Raw genomic sequence first — 19255 nt, 5'->3', positions numbered from 1 at the left:
TAATGAAAAGGGAAAATTTATTCTTATAAGAATTCTCCGTGTTGAGAGATATCTAATCCTAATTCTTCTTTTTCTTCAGTAACTCTTAGAGGAGTAATTTTATTAACGATGAAGAATAAAACATAAGAAGCAACAAAAGCAAAGATTGAAACAACAACTAAAGCAGTTAATTGATTGATGAATAATGTTGGAGTTCCGAAGATTAAACCTTGATTATCTCCAACTGCTGGATTGATAGCTTTTGAAGCGAAAACACCAGTTAAAAGCATTCCTACCATACCACCAACACCGTGACAAGCAAATACATCAAGAGCATCGTCGATTTTTCCTTTAGGGAATTTGCTTACTACAATGTTACTTACAATTGCAGAGAATAAACCAATGAATATTGCGTGAGAGATACTTACGAATCCAGCAGCAGGCGTAATAGCAACAAGACCTACAACAGCTCCGATACAAGCTCCAAGAGCAGATAATTTGTGACCTAAAATTTTGTCAAGGAAAACCCAAGCCATTGCAGCAGCAGCAGCAGCAACAGTAGTTGTTCCTAAAGCTTGAGTTGCAAGACCATTTGCTCCTAATGCAGAACCAGCATTGAAACCAAACCATCCGAACCAAAGTAAACCAGTTCCTAATAATACATAAGTGATTCTAGCAGGATTAGCTTTTTGAACTTTTCTTTTTCCTAAGAAGATAGCTCCAGCCAATGCAGCCCATCCAGCACTCATGTGTACTACAGTTCCTCCAGCGAAGTCAAGAACTCCCATTTTGAAGAAAACTCCATCAGGATGCCAAGTCATGTGAGCAAGCGGAGCGTATATTAAAATGATGAATAAAACCATGAATAACAAATATGCCCAGAAACGAATACGTTCTGCAAAAGCACCTGTAATTAATGCAGGAGTAATGATAGCAAATTTTGCCTGAAATAATGCGAATAACATAAAAGGAATAGTTGGTGCAAGGCTCCAAGCTGTGTTTGTTCCAACACCTTCAAAGAATAAATTAGAAGATGGATTACCAATAATACCTCCAATAGTTGGTCCAAAAGCTAATCCGAAAGCAACAACAACCCATAAAATAGTAACAATTACCATTGCCATAAAACTTTGAAGCATAGTACTAATTACGTTTTTCTTACCTACCATACCTCCGTAGAAAAATCCTAATCCAGGAGTCATTAACAATACAAAAGCAGTTGCAACGATCATCCAGGCAGTATCTCCAGTATCAAACTTTACAGCTTCAGCTGGAATTGGGTTATCTGCAATGATAAAGTTTGAAATAAAGGTTAGTACCAAAATCGTGATAAGAATCACACTTAAAATAATTTTTCGCATAGTTATTTAGTTTTAAAATTTTTTATAAAAGTATAAAATCATTTTACACCCCATAAAAAAATAGGGTAGTATGCTTAATTTTTGTTAAATTTAAAATTTAACCCCTATGATTTTGCGTGAATTTCTTAAAACAAACTTAAAATTTACAATTTGGCAACATTTTTTTTTCACTTACTGCCATTTTTGATAATTTTTGGGGTAATTGATTGCTATTTTTTGTAGGATAATGGATATTTGTTGTTTAAAAAACGTCTGCTGATTGTTATAAAGGATATTTTTTAATCTTTTTAACAATTTTGATGATTAAAATATAAAGAATGGAAAGTAAAAGAATTAAATGGGGAATTGTAGGACTTGGAAATATTGCGGCTCAGTTTGCTTCAGATCTATTATTGATAGAAAATGCTGAACTAAAAGCAGTTGCTTCGAGAGATATTGCTAAAGCGAATGAATTTGCAGAGAAATTTAAAGCCTTAAAAAGCTATGATTCTTATGATTTACTTTTTGAAGATCCTGAAGTTGAAATTGTCTATATCGCAACTCCTCATAATTCGCATGCCGGATTATCAATAAAAGCATTAGAAAACGGAAAACACGTTTTATGCGAAAAACCAATGGCACTATCGTATAAAGATGCAGAAAGAATGATTGAAGCTTCTAAAAAACACAATAAGTTTTTTATGGAAGCATTTTGGACTCGATTTATTCCATCAGTTCAAGATATTTTGCAGAAAATCAATAATGGAGTAATTGGCAATATAAATTATATAAAAGCCGATTTTGCCTTTCACGGAAGTGAAACAGAAAACAAAAGACTTTTTGATAAAGATTTAGGTGGAGGTGCTTTATTTGATATTGGCGTTTATCCTTTGTTTCTGTCCTATATATTATTGGGATATCCGAAAGAGATTTTAGCGAAAGCCATTAAGCACAAAAACGATATTGATTTGCAAACTTCTATGATTTTGCAATACGAATCGGCACAATCGGTTTTGCATGCTTCTATAGTTTCAGAATCTGATATGAAAGCGGTTATTTCGGGAACTAAAGGACGAATAGAATTAAACGCGCCTTGGTTTGTTGCAGACGGTTATTCTTTATTTAAAAATGAAGTAAAAGAAGCCGTTGTCACTTTACCAACTCTTGGAAAAGGATATTCTCATGAAATTATCGAATGCCAAAATTGTATTTTGGATAATGAAATTGAAAGCAAACTTTGGTCGCATCAGAATTGTTTGGAGTTGAGTAGGATTGTGGAAGAAGTTAAAACACAAATCGGATTAAGTTTTTCTTAATCCGATTTGATTATTGTATAATTTTTCTAATCAATTAAATCTAGCTTTCCCAAGCCACATTGTCGAAAACATTATTTTTATTAGTGTTCACTACAATTAGTTCATCTGTAATTTCACTGTCAATAGTATAATCAAATACTGCGAAATTTTCGCTTTCATCTGTTTCATCAGGATATAAACCGACTCTTATTAATTTTAATTTTTTAAGTAATTGCTTTTCAGGCTCAACGGCTTTGTTGTCGAAATCAATAAATTTTGATAATACATTTTTATCTAATTCTTCAACATGATATTTAATGTAATCTTTCACAGGTGAAGCCTCTTCATTATTATATTCTTTTTCAATTGTAATTTTATTTTGAAGATCATAATTATGAATATTAGCAATAAAATTATTAATTATACTTGCGACATCAAGATTGATTTTGCTTTCTGAAAAATTTAGGTCTATTTCAATATCCTGAGAGTTTAATTCAATACTTATATCATAGTATTCTTCAAGATTATTAATATCAATTTCTCCAAAGTGGATAAATGAAAAGGTTTTCATTGTAATGTTGTTTAAATTAAAAAAAAAAGTAATAAAATATTTACAAAAATAGCGATTTTTTCTACATAATTAAATACTTTTACTTTTTTATAAGAATTTATTTATGTTAGTAAAAGTTTACGGAAGTGCCGTTTTTGGAGTTGAAGCCACAACTATTACGGTTGAGGTTCATATGGATAAAGGAATTGGTTATCATTTAGTTGGACTTCCAGATAATGCTATAAAAGAAAGTAGTTTTAGAATTGCCGCTGCTTTAAAAAATAATGGATTTAATTTTCCAGGAAAGAAAATTACAGTCAATATGGCACCTGCCGATCTTCGAAAAGAAGGTTCATCTTATGATTTAACTTTGGCAATGGGAATTCTGGTTGGCTCAGATCAGATAAAAGCTCCAGAAATTGAACAATATATTATTATGGGAGAACTTTCTTTAGATGGAAGTCTTCAGCCAATTCGAGGTGCTTTGCCTATTGCAATAAAAGCCAAAGAAGAAGGTTATAAAGGTTTTTTTCTTCCCATTCAAAATGTAAAAGAAGCGGCGATTGTTTCAGGTTTAGATGTTTATGGGGTTGAAAATTTAAAAGAAATCGTCGATTTCTTTGCAGGCAAAGGAACGCTTGAGCCTACAGTTATCGATACAAGAGCTGAATTTTATAAAACTCTCGATTTTCCTGAGCATGATTTTTCAGATGTCCGCGGACAAGAAAGTATTAAACGCTGTATGGAAATCGCAGCAGCAGGCGGACATAACATTATTTTGATTGGCCCACCAGGAGCAGGAAAAACAATGCTAGCGAAAAGAGTTTCGAGTATTTTACCGCCTATGACACTGCGTGAAGCTTTGGAAACTACTAAAATTCATAGTGTTGCAGGAAAATTAAAAGAAGTAGGATTGATGAATCAAAGACCATTTAGAAGTCCGCATCATACTATTTCAAATGTAGCGCTCGTTGGCGGAGGAAGTTATCCGCAGCCGGGCGAAATTTCAATGGCGCATAATGGCGTTTTGTTTTTGGATGAATTGCCAGAATTTAAGCGAGACGTTTTAGAAGTAATGCGTCAGCCTTTGGAAGATCGAGAAGTAACTATTTCACGCGCTAAGTTTACAATTACTTATCCTTCATCATTTATGCTAGTGGCAAGTATGAATCCAAGTCCAAGCGGATTCTTTAACGATCCTAGTATGCCGAATACTTCTTCGCCGCACGAAATGCAGCGTTATATGAGTAAAATTTCGGGACCTTTATTAGATCGAATTGATATTCATATAGAAGTTACACCAGTTCCGTTTGAGAAATTAGCTGACGAGCGAAAAGCAGAAAGCAGTGTAGAAATTCGTAAACGAGTTACAGCGGCTAGAGAAATTCAAACGAAACGATTTGAAACGGTCGAAAATGTTCATTACAATGCACAAATGAGCAGTAAACTAATTCGAGAATATTGTGTTTTGGATGAACCTTCAAAGGAATTGCTAAAAAATGCAATGGAACGATTAAATCTTTCCGCGAGAGCTTACGATAGAATTTTGAAAGTTTCAAGAACAATCGCCGACTTAGATCATTCAGAGAATATTGTTTCTTCACATATTGCCGAAGCGATTCAATACAGAAGTTTGGATAGAGAAGGATGGTTGGGATAAATTATATATTGCTAATTGACACTGGTGTCAATTAGCAATATATTAAGTATAGTTTTATTGATCTTAAAAGAAAGAATATCCAACAATTAAAGAAGTTGTTTGGTAAGAAGAACTCCAGTTAGTATTATCTGCCAAAAGTCTTCTTGGAGTTTGGAATCTTACTTCTGCACTAAATTTATCCATGAATTTGCAGCCTAAGCCAAACCCGAAATTGACACTAGATTTAACGTCTAATTTATTCAATTCAGAACCATCTTTTCTCGTAACAGTTGCTTTAGAATTATTGCTAAAATCTACTATAAAAGCTCCGTTAGCAAATAATTTTACATTTTCATTGATGAAGAAATAACGTCTAATCCCAATAGGTAATTCAATTGATTTGTAATCTACTTTACCAGTAAGAGTTCCGCCTACAACATCAGAACTGGCTATAGTTTGTTCTCCTTTGTAATACTGATAAGTTGGTTCAATAAAAATGGCCCATCTATTTTTGTTAAAAGGTAAAATAAATTCGGCTTCAAGCCCTAAACTGAAACTTGATTTTCCTCCAAAATCATAATCTAATCCTTCAAATATAGTATTTTCCATGGTTAATGAACTGTTATTATATCTCGGACGAACTGTAAGATTAAACAAGTCTTTTTTCTCTTTTACTTCAAGATCAACAAATTCAGAATTAGTGCATTTATTATACTTAGCAAGAATACGCATTAAAGCATTTTTTGTATAAGTCAGTGTTTCGTATTCGTTCTGCTGAATATTGTCACATTTTAAATCAAGGTAAAGCTGTTCTCTAAAGTAGTTGTTTTTAGCAATTTGATCTGTGTAGTTTTTAGTATTATCATTATCGTCACTCACTAGATAGGTTTTATAAACAAGCTGTTTTACTTCAGAATTATTTACTTTGTAAAAGAAACGTCTTATCGTACTGTCATCGTAAAGATATAAAGACGCATTACCTTCCATAAGAACTTGCAAGAATAAAGTTTCTAAATGAAAAATAGGTTTTTTTTCGGTGGTCATAGTTTGCAAATCTTTACTAGATCGGTCAATATTTACTGTAGATCTGATAAATTTTTTCTGACCAGTTACCCTAAATTCTTTTATAGTTTTAGTATCTGCATTTATGATAGGTGAATCTTCGGACAATCTATATCTAAAATCTTTTGGATTATTTTTCCAATCCATGTTTTCAATTAAACAATCTGTTTTTTGGTTGTTTTCTGTAATAACATATCCTTTTTCGAATGCAATTTGGGAGTAACTTCTAAGGGTTAATAGTAAAGTTAGAGCAATAAATAAAATTTGTTTTTTCATTAAATTAATGGTTGAAGATTTGTTTTATTTTGGGTTGTGTTTGAAAGATTTTTTTCTTTCAGTCTTTAATTGAGATGTAAAAGTTACTTTGTTGCGGGCAAAATGGTTTTAATTAATTTTTTATTTTTTTGCCAAATATAAATTGTAAAACAGGTACAATCTTTACGGAAAACCACATTTTTGTTTATTTTTTATTGGTTTTTATTTAAGAAATAAATGTGTGTAAAAATCAAGCAATGGTTTTTTTATAATGCATTGTCTTTTAGTTGTTTTTTGCTTGATTTGGCAAATAAAAAAATCATAAAAGAACAGGATTCTCTTATGATTTTTGGTTAAACAAAAGAAATTGTTTTTTAGATTATTCTTTACAACATGAATTATTTTTATTCTTTACTCTTCGGATAAAAGAATTTAAAAGAATTGGCAACCGCTGGATGCAGAATCGTTCCATGGTTTTCTTCAGGGAAATAATCAAAATAGACTTCCACATTTTTACTTTTAGATCCTTTTAATTTTTCTGACAGTAAGTTAGCGTCGACTTCCATGACACGCGGAATTTTTGTTGGAGTCAATCCTTCTTTTCCAACAGCGATATAAATATCTATTTGCTGATTGAAATTTTCTTTTAACATTTCAGAATCCAAATCAAGCAAAGAGCCATTATTCCACCATAGACTCGGACTTACAATAACATATTTATTAAATAAAGAAGGTTTTTTAAGTAGGATTTCAGTTTCTAGTAAACCACCTAGAGATTGACCAATGATCGTTTTAGAATCATTGACCTTATATTTTTTCTCAATAAAAGGCTGCAATTCTTTTTCAATAAAAGCAATAAATTGATCTGAATGACCCGTAGTTGGAAAACGAGTTTTATCATTTTCTACAGTAGTCGGAAATGTAAAATCTCTTCTTCGATCGACAGTTGCAATGCCCACAACGATTGATTTTGGAACCTGATTGATCCATTCAAAACTATTAAACTGAACCAATCCTGAAATATGAATGAAATCTTCATCAGCAGAACCGTCTAATAAATATATAACAGGATATTTTGTTGCTTCAGCAGGATTGTAGCCTTCAGGAAGATAAATGTTTAGAATTCTTTTTTCGTTTAATTCTTTCGATTGAATTTCATCAATAACACCCAATACAAAAAGTTTTGATGTTTCTGTTGTTTTTGTTTTGTTTTTTTGGCTGAATACTAAACTTGAAGATAAAAGTAAAAAAGCTAGAGCAAAAAATCTATTCATTATATATTTTAGAGTATGTTATTTAAAAGCCAGGTTTTACCTCTTGTACAGGTTTATAGTAGCTATTTCTGTTTGTAGTAATAATCAAAACGCCAGGTTCTCCCGACTTTCCATAAATATTAATCCCAGTCTGCTTTTGAAGAGCGATAATTTTGGCAATTTCAATTTTCGAAAGAGCAAGTTTTTCTTTTTCTAAATCCTGATAACGGTGATTAATTCCATCAACAACAACCATTGGGCGATCTGTGATTTTTCCAGCTTTGACAAGATTTGCAATAGAATCTGATAGGTATAATTTGTCTTTTCCTTCATCTGAAAGCTCATATCTGTTTTGAGAAAAAACGGTAAATGAAATAAATAAAAAAAGCACGGTAAAGAATTTCATCATTTTGTTTTGTGTTTGCGATTAAAAAATAATTTTTTGTACTTAATGTTTTGATTTTAAGACTGAAAAATACAAAAAAAAATCCTGCAACTATACAGGATTTAACATATTGAATTTTATTCTTGTTTTTATTTCTTTTCTCCAGCAAAAATAGTATCCAAACCTTCCATTGCAATGGTAAAACCTTCTTTGAATCCCATTTGAATAATCATTTCCAAATCAGATAATTTTTCATGTTTGATTACAACATTAACAAAAGTAGAGCCGTCTTTTTCAGAGAAAGTAACATCCCAGTCAGAACGTGGAAATTCTGTATTTAAATTTCCTTCGCTGTCGCAAAAAGCATCCAGCCATTTTACATTTGTCTTCGGATCTATCGAAGTATAATCCGCAAGTGCCCAGTGTTCTTCGCCTTCAGGACCAACCATTGCGTATAATCTTCGTCCGCCTTCTTTAAATTCCATGCTTTTCGTTCGTGATTTCCACGGAGCGGGCGCCCACCATTGATCCAGAATTTGAGCTTCTGTCCAAGCAGACCAAACCTGAGGTAACGATGCATTAAATTCACGTTTTACATTTACAGTATTATTTTCTTTATCTACAGTAAAATTCATTAAAAGATTTGATTTCATTTTCTTTAGATTTTAAAGTTTGTTAAATAGTTAATTCGGTCAAAATGGTTTCTATTTTTCGGCTAAGATTTTGTCCAAACCTTGCATTGCAGAAGTAAATCCTTCTTTAAAGCCCATTTCGATTATTTTTTGCAATTCTTCAAAACTGTCACGTTTTATGTGGATATCAACAATTGTCGAACCGCCTTGCTCAGAAAAAGAAATATCCCAATACGAACTTCCAAATTCTGAATTCGAATTTCCTTCAGCATCAGAGAACGTTGCAGAATGCTTAAAGTTTGTTTTAGGAGAAATCGAAGAATATTCAAAATAACTCCAGCGTTCCACACCATCAGGACCAACCATTGCATACAATCTTTTTCCGCCTTCTTTAAACTCCATACTTTTGGTTTTAGATTTAAACGGAGCGGGCGCCCACCATAAATCTAGAATTTCAGGCTCAGTCCAAGCAGACCAAACATTTGCCAATGGAGCATCAAATTCACGTTTTACATTTACCGTTTTATTTTCCTTGTCTACAGAGAAATTCATTAATAAATCAGTTTTCATTTTCTTTAGATTTTAAGTTTAATAATACTTGATCCAATTGATTAAAACGCTGTTCCCAAATTGCTTTAAATTGCTCCAGCCATTGATCAATTTCTTTCATTTTATCAATTTTGAGCTGATAATAAATTTCTCTACCCAATTTCTTTTCTTCCAATAAATCACATTCATTCAATATTTTAATGTGTTTAGAAACCGCTTGTCTTGTAGTTTGAAACTGCTCCGCAATAGCATTTGGTGTTAATGCACTCGAAGAAACCAAAACTAAAATTGCCCTTCTCGTCGGATCGGCAATTGCCTGAAAAATATCTCTTTTCATTTTTATGGATATAAATTCGCAACTAATCAGTTGCAAATATACGCAACTTTTTGGTTGCACAATTCAAAAACTTGATTTTTTTTAATTGAAAAGAACGTAAACAAAAAAAGGCGCATCAAAAATGCGCCTTTTTCTCTGTAAACGTGTTACATAATTACTTTCTAAATTTATTTTTTACAATGATGTCTTTTAGCTTGGCTTTCAGATCTTCACCTGTATCATAAACCATTTGTTCGTTATTTGGAAACGGAACAGCCCGTTTAGAAAAATACCCTATATAATTTTCCTCACAAGCATTTTGGTCTCCTTTATATTTCGAATAAATATTTTCAAAAATAAATTCGCTGCTTATTGGGAAAGTCTGAACAAGCTGATTGCTTTTTAAATCAACATAATCAACTTTTGCTGTTACCATACAAGATTTAAATTGTCTGAATTCATATACCGTTGCACGAAGTATTTTGTAATTATCAACCTTAATTTCTTTTCCTAAACTGTCTTTTACAGGTCTTCCTCGGCTGTCTAAAAGCGTTTTTACACCATCTTTAACTTGTCTTTCCTTAACAAATTCTTTCTCTTTAATTTGTTCTGGCGAAATAGCAATCTGTCTGAAACTAAGAATCAAACTATAATCGTAAACCACATTTTTTTGTCTTGCGCTGTGGTAAACCGTCCATTTATCATTTAATCCGTAAGTTTTAAAATCCAATAAATCGTCCTGAAGCGTTTTCGGAATTACCATATTGGTTTCATTTTTCGCATAAACATCTACGAAATCAGTTCCTTTAAAAAGAGCGTCATCCATTAATTTTTTTGTGTTTTTATAACCAGGATTAATGCTTTCCAAATAAGCAAAATCATCATATGCTTTTCTAAAATCCATTTTATTATTCGATTTCAAAAGGGCAGAAGCGTTTTCATACAAATACTTCGAAAGTGCATTTTTGCTGTTTACAATTTCATCAGAATAATTGTCAAAAGGGAAATAGGCATTTTTTCCCTGCTTCAATAAAGGAAGTGGTAAAATTGGTCTAATTTTTTCCTGACGATTATTTAACTGTAAATAAGTATTATAAATGCGCTCAGCATTAGCAGGGTTATTCTCTTTGTTCAGCATTTCTAGATCACGTAAATCGCGTTCTTTTGCTTTTGCAAAAGCTTCTTCTAACAGATACACATAATCTTGTTTGCCTTTAGAATCCTTTTTTGTGCGAAGAGCCTCGACAGCGCGATCTATTGCACCGTCATAATTTCCGTCGCTAAGCATTGATTGAGTTGTTTTTACTCCGCAAGAAGAGAAGGCTAAAAACAATACAGAAAATAGAAAAGTAATTTTTTGCATAGTGTATTTTTTGAAGGTGTAAATATATCTTTTTTAACTTTCAACAACTATGCCTTTTTTTAATTTATTTAAGGAGCAGAAAAAGCTGTTTTCATAAGAACTCTTGTCCCGCTGTCCACTATATCTTTTGTGTCGAACCCCGACACAAAAGGATATCGCTTCCATCGGGGCTAGATTAGAAGTTTGTGTTTTTATAAGTCTAATAATTAGAGTCTTAATATGCGTTTGTAGATTATTCCTTCCTTTTCAAATATAATGAAGACAACGGAAGGATCACTTTTTCTTTTATAAAAAATAGGTTCGCTTGCTGTTTTCCATTCCTTTTCTCTTTTTTCAATTAAAGAAACGGTCCATTTTTCAGATCCAATATTTCCACTTGTTTCTGACAGATCTTTTGTCCAATTAGAAATTTTTTTCGGATCCACTTTTACAACGAACTTATAGTCAATAGATGAACTTCCAGGAATCATGACAAAATCGTCGCTAAAACCATTAACATTAAATAAATCAAATTCAGCATCCAATATTTCGGAATCAGATTTAATTTCTTTCAATAACTTTTGGACTCGTTCCTTTTTATCTGGAATAGTACTGCTTTTGATTTCTGTTTTATTTGAACAAGAAAAACAGAGAAATAAAACTAAAAAAACTATAAAATTTATTTTTCCTAATTTTCCTATTTTCAACGACATTTTCATTTTATTAATTTAAAAAGACATAATAAAAAATAGTTATAAAACTGAATTTAGTATTAAGTAAAATTAATCTATCAGCATACCACTTTCTTCATCAAATTGTTGGCGTTCTTCTTCGCTCATTTTGTCTCGAATAACTCTAATTGTGTAGCCACCAAATAATTTTCCGTTAACCAAATACATCCAGTCGCTAATTTTACCAGAATCGATATTTATTTTGTCTCCCGCTTTATATTCAGTAATATATTCTGGATCGTTGTTTAAAATTCCAGAATATTGGCCATCTATATATTTAATGTCGCCAACCCACATGTGCTCAATATCTTTTCCGTTTGAAAACTTAACTTTTAAAGCATGACTGTCAGCCTTAAAATCAGCTAGTCCTTTATTGAAATCATCTAAAGTTTCATTTGCTTTTAGAATTGCCGCATTCATTGCTTCATCTTCACTTCCTACATTGTAAATTGTAGGTTCATTTTCTCTTTCAATTTTATTAGAATCTTTACAGCTCACTAAACAAAAAATGGCTATTAGGATTAGAAATTTTGTTTTCATTATTCTATTATGGTTTGGTTTTAGTTTATTAATTGTTTTTTAATCAATACGATTTGTCCTAAATGATAATAACTATGTTCGATCATGGCTTCGATATTTCTTCTGTATGTTCCGTATTTAATATCCACAAAACCTTCGTCAAGTTTTTCGTCGGGCATTTGTTCTACCAACGAAGCAAATTCTTCGCTATCGTTCCAAAATTTAGTTAAAAAAGTTTCCCATTGTTCTTGCGAATCTATAGGCGGGAAATCAAAACTAAATTTGTCTTTTATGTCTAAAGTTCCGCCTTTAAAAACCTGATTTATTCCTTTTATGTAATAATGAATATGCTGTGCGAGAGCCGCAATCGTATTTAAATTCTGAATCGGACTAACGGCAATTTTCCAATCTAGATTTTCCAGCTGATCTTTAAAATTGGTATTTGCGATCCAAGTTCCGTTTAAAATGACTTCTCTAAAACGATTTGCAATTTCTGCTGTATTTTTCATATTCAAAATAGTTTAGAAGTTAAATTATAATCAATTTATTCCTGTTGAATCCATTCGTATTTGCCATCTTTTAGATAGATAATTCCTCCACCGCAGCTTTCATCGGCGTGGATAAAAATTCCGTCATTTGGCAGTTTTATTTTGTCTTCTTCTGCAACTTGTTCTTCGCCAATAATTTCGCCGTCGTCGTTTACATTATTAAAGTAAATCTCATTTTTAGGTGCTTTTTTAAAAATGCCAACCCAATCAATTTCATCAAAACCTTGTTTCAAAATACCATTTCCAAAGCCTAAATAATCAATCTTTTTTCTATTTCCGTATGTGATTTTAAGACCGCTTTTCTGGTTTTTAGTACTTCTGAAAATTTCTACTGTCTCCTCTAAATTATCTCCGTCGAGATCGCATAAAATTTTATTGGTTTTATGTTTTGCTGAAAGTACAATTGTATCTCCTTTTTGTGTTTTAGGTTCTTCTTTTACAGGAATTTCCAAAGAATCTTTTTGAGTAATTTGCTGAGTTTCTGTTTCCGTTTTTGCTTCTTTTTTACAAGAAATAGCAAGTACTGATAAAAGGAGTAAAATTCTAATTTTCATATTCGGCTTAGATAAAATTCAAAGTGCTAATATAAAAAAATACGTACGAAAATCATTGTTTTTATTTTGTTCTAGAACATAGTGTAATGCAGCTTTTTAGTGATTTATAATAATCCTAAATATATTTTAGCCACCAATGCTGATTTTCAGCTTTATATTTTCCAAACCATTGACAAGGTTTGTAAAGAATCGTCACAACAGAAATCCAAATCAAGTAAATTGCCCAAAGAGGCAGACCGCTTTCTAAGTTTTTTGGTCTTCCAAAAGTTCCTGAAGCAAATTCAAATTGCGACCAATTAAAACCTTGTGCCAAAAGCATAATCAAAGTTAGAATATGGATAATATAAAAATGAACGACGAAGTAAAACAAAGGTGTTTTTCCATAAACCAAAGTTACTTTTTTGATGCCATTTTGAAATTGTTCTGCAAAAGCAAGAAGCAGAAACATAATTCCTAAAGTGACCAAGCAGAATAGGAGAGAAGGCGGATATTTAGTAACATTCATAAAAGACAAAAACGTAAAAACAGAATCTTTCTGAGAAGTCCATAATGCAGGATCTCCGTAAATATTGACGAATCGAATGATGGCAAATAAGACTAAAGCATTTAAGCCGATTTTGATAAATAGTTTTTTTCTTTTTTCTGTTTCTAATGCAAAGAATTTTCCAGTTGCAAAACCAACTAACATAATGGCCAGCCACGGAATTGGAGGATAACCCATAACAAATGCTCTTCCAGAAAACGGAATAACAATTGGACTAAAAAATGGTGCTAAAACGGCTTTTATAATCGAATTTTCTGCAAAAGGAATAAGTGGCAAAAGGTTGTGGAAAACAATAATTACTAAACCAATAACTCCAAGTGTTTTGGAACTGATTTTTAGTAATAATCCTAAGATGATAAATCCGAAACCTATTGCGGCTATCACTTCGAATAAAAGTGTGTGAAAACCAATATCAAAGAATAATCCGAAATTGACAATTGTAAATTCTAGGAAGATTAACCAAAATCCTCTTTTGATTAAAAGCGCTCTTTTTTCAGTGATATTGTTTTTGTTTTGTAGCGAAAGATAAACCGAAGTTCCTGCCAGAAAAACAAAAATTGGTGCGCACAAATGCGTAATCCAACGTGTGAAAAATAACAAAGGAGAAGTAGTTGCTAAATCAGTTGGACTTTGTGTAATCGAATCAACGTGCATCAAATCTCGAACATGGTCCAGCGCCATAATAATCATTACAATTCCGCGGACTATGTCTATTGATGGCTGTCGTTTCATGAGTTTGATTTTTAAATACTTAAAGGTAAATCTAGTAAATTATTTTCAAATGTTTTTTGCTAATGAAATACACTAAGTCTTCAAGAAATAGTTTTAAAATGAATTGCCTCCAGCTTTAGCTGGAGGGATTTGTAGAAAAAGAATAGGGCTTTAGCCAAAACCTTATAAGTTTGGCTAAAGCCCTATTTGAAAAATTTTTATTTACCTCCAGCTAAAGCTGGAGGCAATTGATATTGATTTTTTATGACTTCCTAATCTTCACCTGATACACAATTTCCCAAAAAATAATAGAGAAAACAGCATTAGCAAAAATGGCAGTTTTAACTTGATAGGGATCATAATCTATAACCAAATGCAGATTGGTAAACTGCAAAGCCAGAAATAAAGCCAAAGCAGCGATTCCGATAGCGCAAATTATATTGAGAAGCGGTTTCCATTTTAAGCCAAAAAATGCATAAATAAGATTTAAAGCTGCAAAACCAAAGCCTAAAGTGATGTAAGGATCTGTTTTTAAGACTCCGCCCAATGATAGTATAAATTGAGTTAGAGTTAGGTATAAAAAGAATAGAATAGAATAAAACAGAATTCGAACTTGTGGTTTCATTTTTTATATTTTTTACTTTTAAAATTGTAAGACTTTTTTGTTTATTTGTACATCAGGAAAATAAACCATTAAAAAGATAAAATTATGGAAAAATTAATTAATGATTTTCAGATTGGATTATTTATTTGGCAGATAGTAATTCTTGGCTTTGGTTTCTTTTTACTTTATCTATTGTACTTATTGTTCAAGTTTTTACGAAAAAATGTTTAATCATTATTAGAGAATACTTTTGAGAAATAATAAAAAAATCCCGTTTCAATAAAGAAACGGGATTTTTTTATTCTAAAATTGCTTCGACTTTAGTTTCTGATTTTTCTCTTAACGGACTATCTGGCTGCAAACTCCAAATAACCAGGAATCTTCCTTTAGCGACATATTCTTCTGGATGTTCAGCTGTTGGCTGGCCGTCTTTTCCCCAAAGCAAACCTTGCAGGAATCGATCGCCTTTAAAAACGTGATCAAATTCAAAATACATAATTGAACCGCGATCTCCTTTGCTTTTAAAACTCTGAATGGCTTTACTTTTTACGGTTCCAACAATGTTACTGTAAGTTTCAATATCATTATAAAAACTACAAGCTTGTGGCGTTATGCAAATATTTCCGTCGCTTACCATATAACCGCCTTTCGGAATTTCTTTTGGTTTTAGTTTTAAATCGGCTAGGGTTTGACTGAATAAATTTGTTGTGAATAGTAGGAATAGTGTTGATAGGGTAATTGTAATTTTCATGGATTTGGGGATTGATTTGGTAAGATAAAAATAGTTTTTTTTGAGTTTATTAGATTTATTAATTCAAAAAAGCTTTCCTAAGATTTATCTATTAATATCTAATGTATTTAAATATTCTCTTTGATCTTGAATCTTCTAAATTGAGGTGATCGTTATCTATACTGATAACTTTATAATTTACATTTTCATATCTCATAGTTTCTTGAAGAGTACTATCTTTTGGATTAAATTTGTAAGTTCCTGTAATTCTAATTAATCTTCCTTCAGTGTCAATTTCAGTAATTACTGAATCATTTGTAAAAGTGGTTTTGTCGGATACATTATCATTATATATTAATTCTTTCATTTTCCAATCACCTAAAAGAAGATCCGATGTTGATTTTTTGGTACATGAGAGCATAATAATAGGGATTAGAAAAAGGTATGCTTTTTTCATTTTTATTTGTTTTTTCATTTTAAATTTAAAAAAAACGCACAAAAGTCAAAATGATATTTGTGCGTTTGTAATTTCTATTGCTGAGGAATTATTTCCCTTTTAATAATTTTTCTAAATATTCATTTTTGTCTTTTTCAGCTTGAACCAAACGTTCATAAAGTTCTACAACTTTATCAAGTGGATTGAAATTGCAAATATTGTTATGACCAAAATTACTGTTTGAAACTGATTCATTAAAAGTATTAAAATAGTTAAATACATTTTCTTCCGAAAAACTTTTGATAGCTTCAACCGTAACGCCAAGTGCCTCCGCGATTTTTGAAAGTTTAGAATCATCAATAGTTTCGCTTCCTTCAATACCAGAAATAGCCTGCTGATTCGTACCAATTGCCTGTGCAAGCGCTTCCTGCTTCATACCTCGAAGTTCTCTGATTCGACTGATGTTTCTACCGATGTGTTTTGGTTTTGATGTCGTGCTCATAATTTCAAAGGTATTTAATTTTTTTGATTTTATTGAAGAGTAAATATATGATTTTTCTGAGGTAAAATCGACTATTTCAGTTTCAGTTTAAAATCCTGATTATCCACAATCTTGTCATTTCGACGAAGGAGAAATCTTAGCAAGTAACTCTACAAAGATTGGAAATCTTATAAGAAAACAGTTTCTCATTTTCTTACTTCCAATTTTAAAATCTGATTTGAGTTTTCTATTCTAATGTAGCTAATTTTTACATATTTATTTTGATCTATTGCTCCTCCGCGCGATTTTGCATTATTATATCCAAAACCTGAAATGTCAAAATCTGAAAATTGGAATTGTACTCTATTAACAGTAAATCTTTCACTATCATGACCACCCGATGGCATTGGATGAAAGTTAGTTACAAATCCTTCAATTTCAAATAGAGAGCTATTGTATAAGTTGTAAGTTTTGTAATATTTACTACCAAACATTATTAGGAAAAGTATAAAGATTAATATTGAAACATATTGAAATATATGTACTTTAAATTTCTGCTGTTTGGGATTTTTAAATAAATCTTCGTCTTTGTCATTTTCAATCAAGAACAATAGAAATCTTGAGAATAGAAAAAATCCAATTGGAACAAGTAATATTTGAAGTTTTTTAAATCCTCCACTGGATGCAAAATCATAAATAGTTTCAAAGGAATTCATATTTTACAAATAATTGCGATTTACTTCTTTATTTCAAATATAATATTTCTTGAAAAATAAGTGTTTTTTAGTAGTCATAAAAGTTTTAATTATTTCCAATCTTGTCATTTCGACGAAGGAGAAATCTTCGCAAGTAACTCTACAAAGATTGGAAACATTATTCAAATAAATAATTAAGAAAATCCAAATCAGGATTAATAGTTTTCATTAATTCGATTTTCTTTTCTCTGCGCCAGTCTTTTATTTCTTTTTCCCGAGTAATGGCTTCTTGAATCCAAGTGAATTTTTCGTAATATAGTAAATATGTAGCATTATATTTTGACGTAAAGCTTTTGTTTCCAGTTGTATTGTTTTCTTTGTGCTGGCTCAAACGGATTCTTAAATTATTCGTAACTCCTGTGTAGAAAACAGTTTTGTATTTATTTGTAAGGATGTATATGTAATAGGTGTGATAGCCTTCTTGTTGATGCATTTTTTTTTCGGCTAAGATAAAAAAATAATTAAGATTTTTCTTTCTTTTTTTAATAAGGATTTAGTATGCTTTGTGGAGTTACTTGCGAAGATTTCTCCTTCGTCGAAATGACAAAAATGATGGATAGCTTCGACTTCGCTCAGCCTGACAAATAGTATGTAAATAATCTAAAATCTGAATTCTAAAATCTACAATAAAAAAATCCCGCCTCAATTAAGAAACGGGATTAAATAGATATTCTCTTTTTTTTTATTTTTAAACTGTTGCAGCAATTTCTTCTGGCAACGGAATTTGATTTTTAAGTAAATCTTCGAAACTTTCGTGTGCACGAATCAAGATTCCTTTTCCGTCTTTCCAAAGAACTTCGGCTGGTTTGTATCTTGAGTTGTAGTTCGAAGACATTGAGAAACAATATGCTCCAGCATTTCTGAAAGATAAAATATCACCTTCTGTGATTTCTGGAATTCTGCGGTTGTTGGCAAAAGTATCTGTTTCACAAATGTATCCTACAACTGAGTAAAAACGCTCTTTTCCTTTTGGGTTTGAGATGTTTTCGATATGGTGTGAAGATCCGTACAACATCGGGCGAATTAAGTGGTTGAAACCACTGTCAACTCCAGCGAAAACTGTTGATGTTGTTTGTTTTACAACATTTACTTTTACTAAGAAATGACCTGCTTCGCTAACCAAGAATTTTCCTGGTTCGAAAATCAACGTTAAATCTCTTCCATATTCAGTACAGAAAGCATTGAATCTTTTTGATAATTTTTTACCTAATTCTTCAATATCTGTTTCGATATCGTCTTTTTTGTAAGGAACTTTGAATCCGCTTCCGAAATCTAAGAATTGTAAATCTTTGAAATGTTTTGCGGTATCAAACAAGATTTCAGCAGCATACAAGAACACTTCGATATCTAAAATATCTGACCCTGTGTGCATGTGAATTCCCACAATACTCATTTTTGTATTTTCAACAATTCGCAAGATATGCGGAATCTGGTGAACAGAAATTCCGAATTTACTATCGATATGTCCTACCGAAATATTAGCATTTCCGCCCGCCATTACGTGTGGATTGATACGAATACATACTGGAATATGTGGATGTTTTGTTCCGAATTGCTCTAAAATAGATAAATTGTCGATATTGATTTGTACACCCATTGCGGCAACTTCTTCGATTTCTTCTAGAGAAACTCCGTTTGGTGTAAAGAAAATTTTGTCAGGATCATAGCCAGCATGAAGTCCTAACTGAACTTCCTGAATTGATACAGTATCTAAACCAGACCCCATGTTCTTTAATAACTGAAGAATCGCAACGTTTGACAATGCCTTCATGGCGTAATTAACTCTTAAGTTTTCTACCTTAGAGAAAGCTTTAGTTAATCTGTTGTACTGAGATTGGATTTTTTCGGCATCGTAAACATACAATGGACTTCCAAATTGGTCTGCTAACTGCAGTAAATCTTTTGCTTGCATTTTTAAATCATTTTGAGCAAAGTTATTACTCTTTTGTGTATCAGCAAATAAATTGTAGAAAAATAACAAATTATAACAAATTGTTTGTTTTTAAACAAAAAGTTGCTGTTTTTGGAATTTTGTAACCTTTTTG

General features: G+C 31.6%; 23 protein-coding genes. 2 read left to right on the top strand and 21 right to left on the bottom strand.

The genetic code is table 11. The features are described from left to right. Positions 1-23: 23 nt before the first annotated feature. Positions 24-1340, bottom strand: coding sequence for an ammonium transporter (locus DM444_RS14095; RefSeq protein ID WP_111287722.1), 1317 nt, complete (start codon positions 1338-1340; stop codon positions 24-26). Positions 1341-1657: 317 nt separating this feature from the next. Between DM444_RS14095 and DM444_RS14090 the strand changes: the two genes are divergently transcribed. After that, the gene (locus DM444_RS14090) at positions 1658-2635 is read left to right on the top strand and encodes a Gfo/Idh/MocA family protein (protein ID WP_111287720.1); all 978 of its coding nucleotides are present in this window, start codon (positions 1658-1660) and stop codon (positions 2633-2635) included. A gap of 40 nt (positions 2636-2675) precedes the next feature. On the opposite strand, the gene DM444_RS14085 is transcribed toward DM444_RS14090, so the two are convergent. Then, positions 2676-3185, bottom strand: coding sequence for a DUF2004 domain-containing protein (locus DM444_RS14085; RefSeq protein WP_111287718.1), 510 nt, complete (start codon positions 3183-3185; stop codon positions 2676-2678). A gap of 103 nt (positions 3186-3288) precedes the next feature. Here DM444_RS14085 and DM444_RS14080 point away from each other — a divergent pair, with 103 nt between their 5' ends. Further along, positions 3289-4824 (top strand): YifB family Mg chelatase-like AAA ATPase, encoded by a 1536-nt coding sequence (locus DM444_RS14080; protein WP_111287716.1) that lies wholly within the window; start codon positions 3289-3291, stop codon positions 4822-4824. Between the two features lie 63 nt (positions 4825-4887). On the opposite strand, the gene DM444_RS14075 is transcribed toward DM444_RS14080, so the two are convergent. From DM444_RS14075 to lysA, 19 genes are all read right to left on the bottom strand, one after another. Then, a complete protein-coding gene (locus tag DM444_RS14075) occupies positions 4888-6141 on the bottom strand; it encodes an outer membrane beta-barrel protein (protein ID WP_111287714.1) in 1254 nt (417 codons plus the stop codon). A gap of 383 nt (positions 6142-6524) precedes the next feature. Beyond that, the gene (locus tag DM444_RS14070) at positions 6525-7394 is read right to left on the bottom strand and encodes an alpha/beta hydrolase (protein WP_111287712.1); all 870 of its coding nucleotides are present in this window, start codon (positions 7392-7394) and stop codon (positions 6525-6527) included. A 22-nt stretch (positions 7395-7416) separates the two neighbouring features. After that, positions 7417-7782 carry a hypothetical protein gene (locus DM444_RS14065; RefSeq protein WP_162614970.1) on the bottom strand — a complete coding sequence of 122 codons (366 nt, stop codon included), beginning with the start codon at positions 7780-7782 and terminating at the stop codon, positions 7417-7419. A 125-nt stretch (positions 7783-7907) separates the two neighbouring features. Further along, on the bottom strand, positions 7908-8411 hold the full coding sequence (locus DM444_RS14060; protein WP_111287708.1) for an SRPBCC family protein: 504 nt from the start codon (positions 8409-8411) through the stop codon (positions 7908-7910). A 51-nt stretch (positions 8412-8462) separates the two neighbouring features. Then, positions 8463-8960 (bottom strand): SRPBCC family protein, encoded by a 498-nt coding sequence (locus DM444_RS14055; RefSeq protein ID WP_111287706.1) that lies wholly within the window; start codon positions 8958-8960, stop codon positions 8463-8465. Continuing rightward, on the bottom strand, positions 8950-9276 hold the full coding sequence (locus tag DM444_RS14050) for an ArsR/SmtB family transcription factor (RefSeq protein ID WP_111287704.1): 327 nt from the start codon (positions 9274-9276) through the stop codon (positions 8950-8952). The genes DM444_RS14055 and DM444_RS14050 overlap by 11 nt, the downstream gene beginning before the upstream one ends. Before the next feature lie 154 nt (positions 9277-9430). Continuing rightward, positions 9431-10618 (bottom strand): hypothetical protein, encoded by a 1188-nt coding sequence (locus DM444_RS14045; protein WP_111287702.1) that lies wholly within the window; start codon positions 10616-10618, stop codon positions 9431-9433. A 206-nt stretch (positions 10619-10824) separates the two neighbouring features. After that, on the bottom strand, positions 10825-11304 hold the full coding sequence (locus DM444_RS14040) for a hypothetical protein (RefSeq protein WP_162614969.1): 480 nt from the start codon (positions 11302-11304) through the stop codon (positions 10825-10827). 75 nt (positions 11305-11379) lie between these two features. After that, positions 11380-11868, bottom strand: coding sequence for a YegJ family protein (locus DM444_RS14035; RefSeq protein ID WP_111287698.1), 489 nt, complete (start codon positions 11866-11868; stop codon positions 11380-11382). Between the two features lie 20 nt (positions 11869-11888). Beyond that, positions 11889-12356: a DUF1572 domain-containing protein gene (locus DM444_RS14030; protein WP_111287696.1), complete on the bottom strand. Its 468-nt coding sequence runs from the start codon at positions 12354-12356 to the stop codon at positions 11889-11891. 35 nt (positions 12357-12391) lie between these two features. Beyond that, positions 12392-12949 (bottom strand): hypothetical protein, encoded by a 558-nt coding sequence (locus DM444_RS14025; protein WP_111287694.1) that lies wholly within the window; start codon positions 12947-12949, stop codon positions 12392-12394. Between the two features lie 115 nt (positions 12950-13064). Next, the gene (locus tag DM444_RS14020) at positions 13065-14225 is read right to left on the bottom strand and encodes a DUF1624 domain-containing protein (RefSeq protein ID WP_111287692.1); all 1161 of its coding nucleotides are present in this window, start codon (positions 14223-14225) and stop codon (positions 13065-13067) included. Positions 14226-14466: 241 nt separating this feature from the next. Then, complete coding sequence (locus DM444_RS14015) at positions 14467-14829, bottom strand: hypothetical protein (RefSeq protein WP_111287690.1); 363 nt, start codon at positions 14827-14829, stop codon at positions 14467-14469. Positions 14830-15106: 277 nt separating this feature from the next. Further along, a complete protein-coding gene (locus DM444_RS14010; protein ID WP_111287688.1) occupies positions 15107-15559 on the bottom strand; it encodes a hypothetical protein in 453 nt (150 codons plus the stop codon). 91 nt (positions 15560-15650) lie between these two features. Further along, on the bottom strand, positions 15651-15995 hold the full coding sequence (locus DM444_RS14005) for a hypothetical protein (RefSeq protein ID WP_162614968.1): 345 nt from the start codon (positions 15993-15995) through the stop codon (positions 15651-15653). An 88-nt stretch (positions 15996-16083) separates the two neighbouring features. Continuing rightward, on the bottom strand, positions 16084-16476 hold the full coding sequence (locus DM444_RS14000) for a helix-turn-helix domain-containing protein (RefSeq protein ID WP_111287684.1): 393 nt from the start codon (positions 16474-16476) through the stop codon (positions 16084-16086). Positions 16477-16661: 185 nt separating this feature from the next. Beyond that, a complete protein-coding gene (locus DM444_RS13995; protein ID WP_111287682.1) occupies positions 16662-17171 on the bottom strand; it encodes a hypothetical protein in 510 nt (169 codons plus the stop codon). 157 nt (positions 17172-17328) lie between these two features. Beyond that, positions 17329-17643, bottom strand: coding sequence for a GIY-YIG nuclease family protein (locus DM444_RS13990; protein ID WP_111287680.1), 315 nt, complete (start codon positions 17641-17643; stop codon positions 17329-17331). Between the two features lie 255 nt (positions 17644-17898). Further along, positions 17899-19191, bottom strand: a complete 1293-nt coding sequence (lysA, locus tag DM444_RS13985) for a diaminopimelate decarboxylase (RefSeq protein WP_262510505.1) — start codon at positions 19189-19191, stop codon at positions 17899-17901. Positions 19192-19255 lie beyond the last annotated feature (64 nt).

This window comes from Flavobacterium ginsenosidimutans, assembly GCF_003254625.1.
Classification (GTDB): Bacteria; Bacteroidota; Bacteroidia; order Flavobacteriales; family Flavobacteriaceae; genus Flavobacterium; species Flavobacterium ginsenosidimutans.
This window is presented reverse-complemented; position numbering and strand designations above follow the sequence as displayed.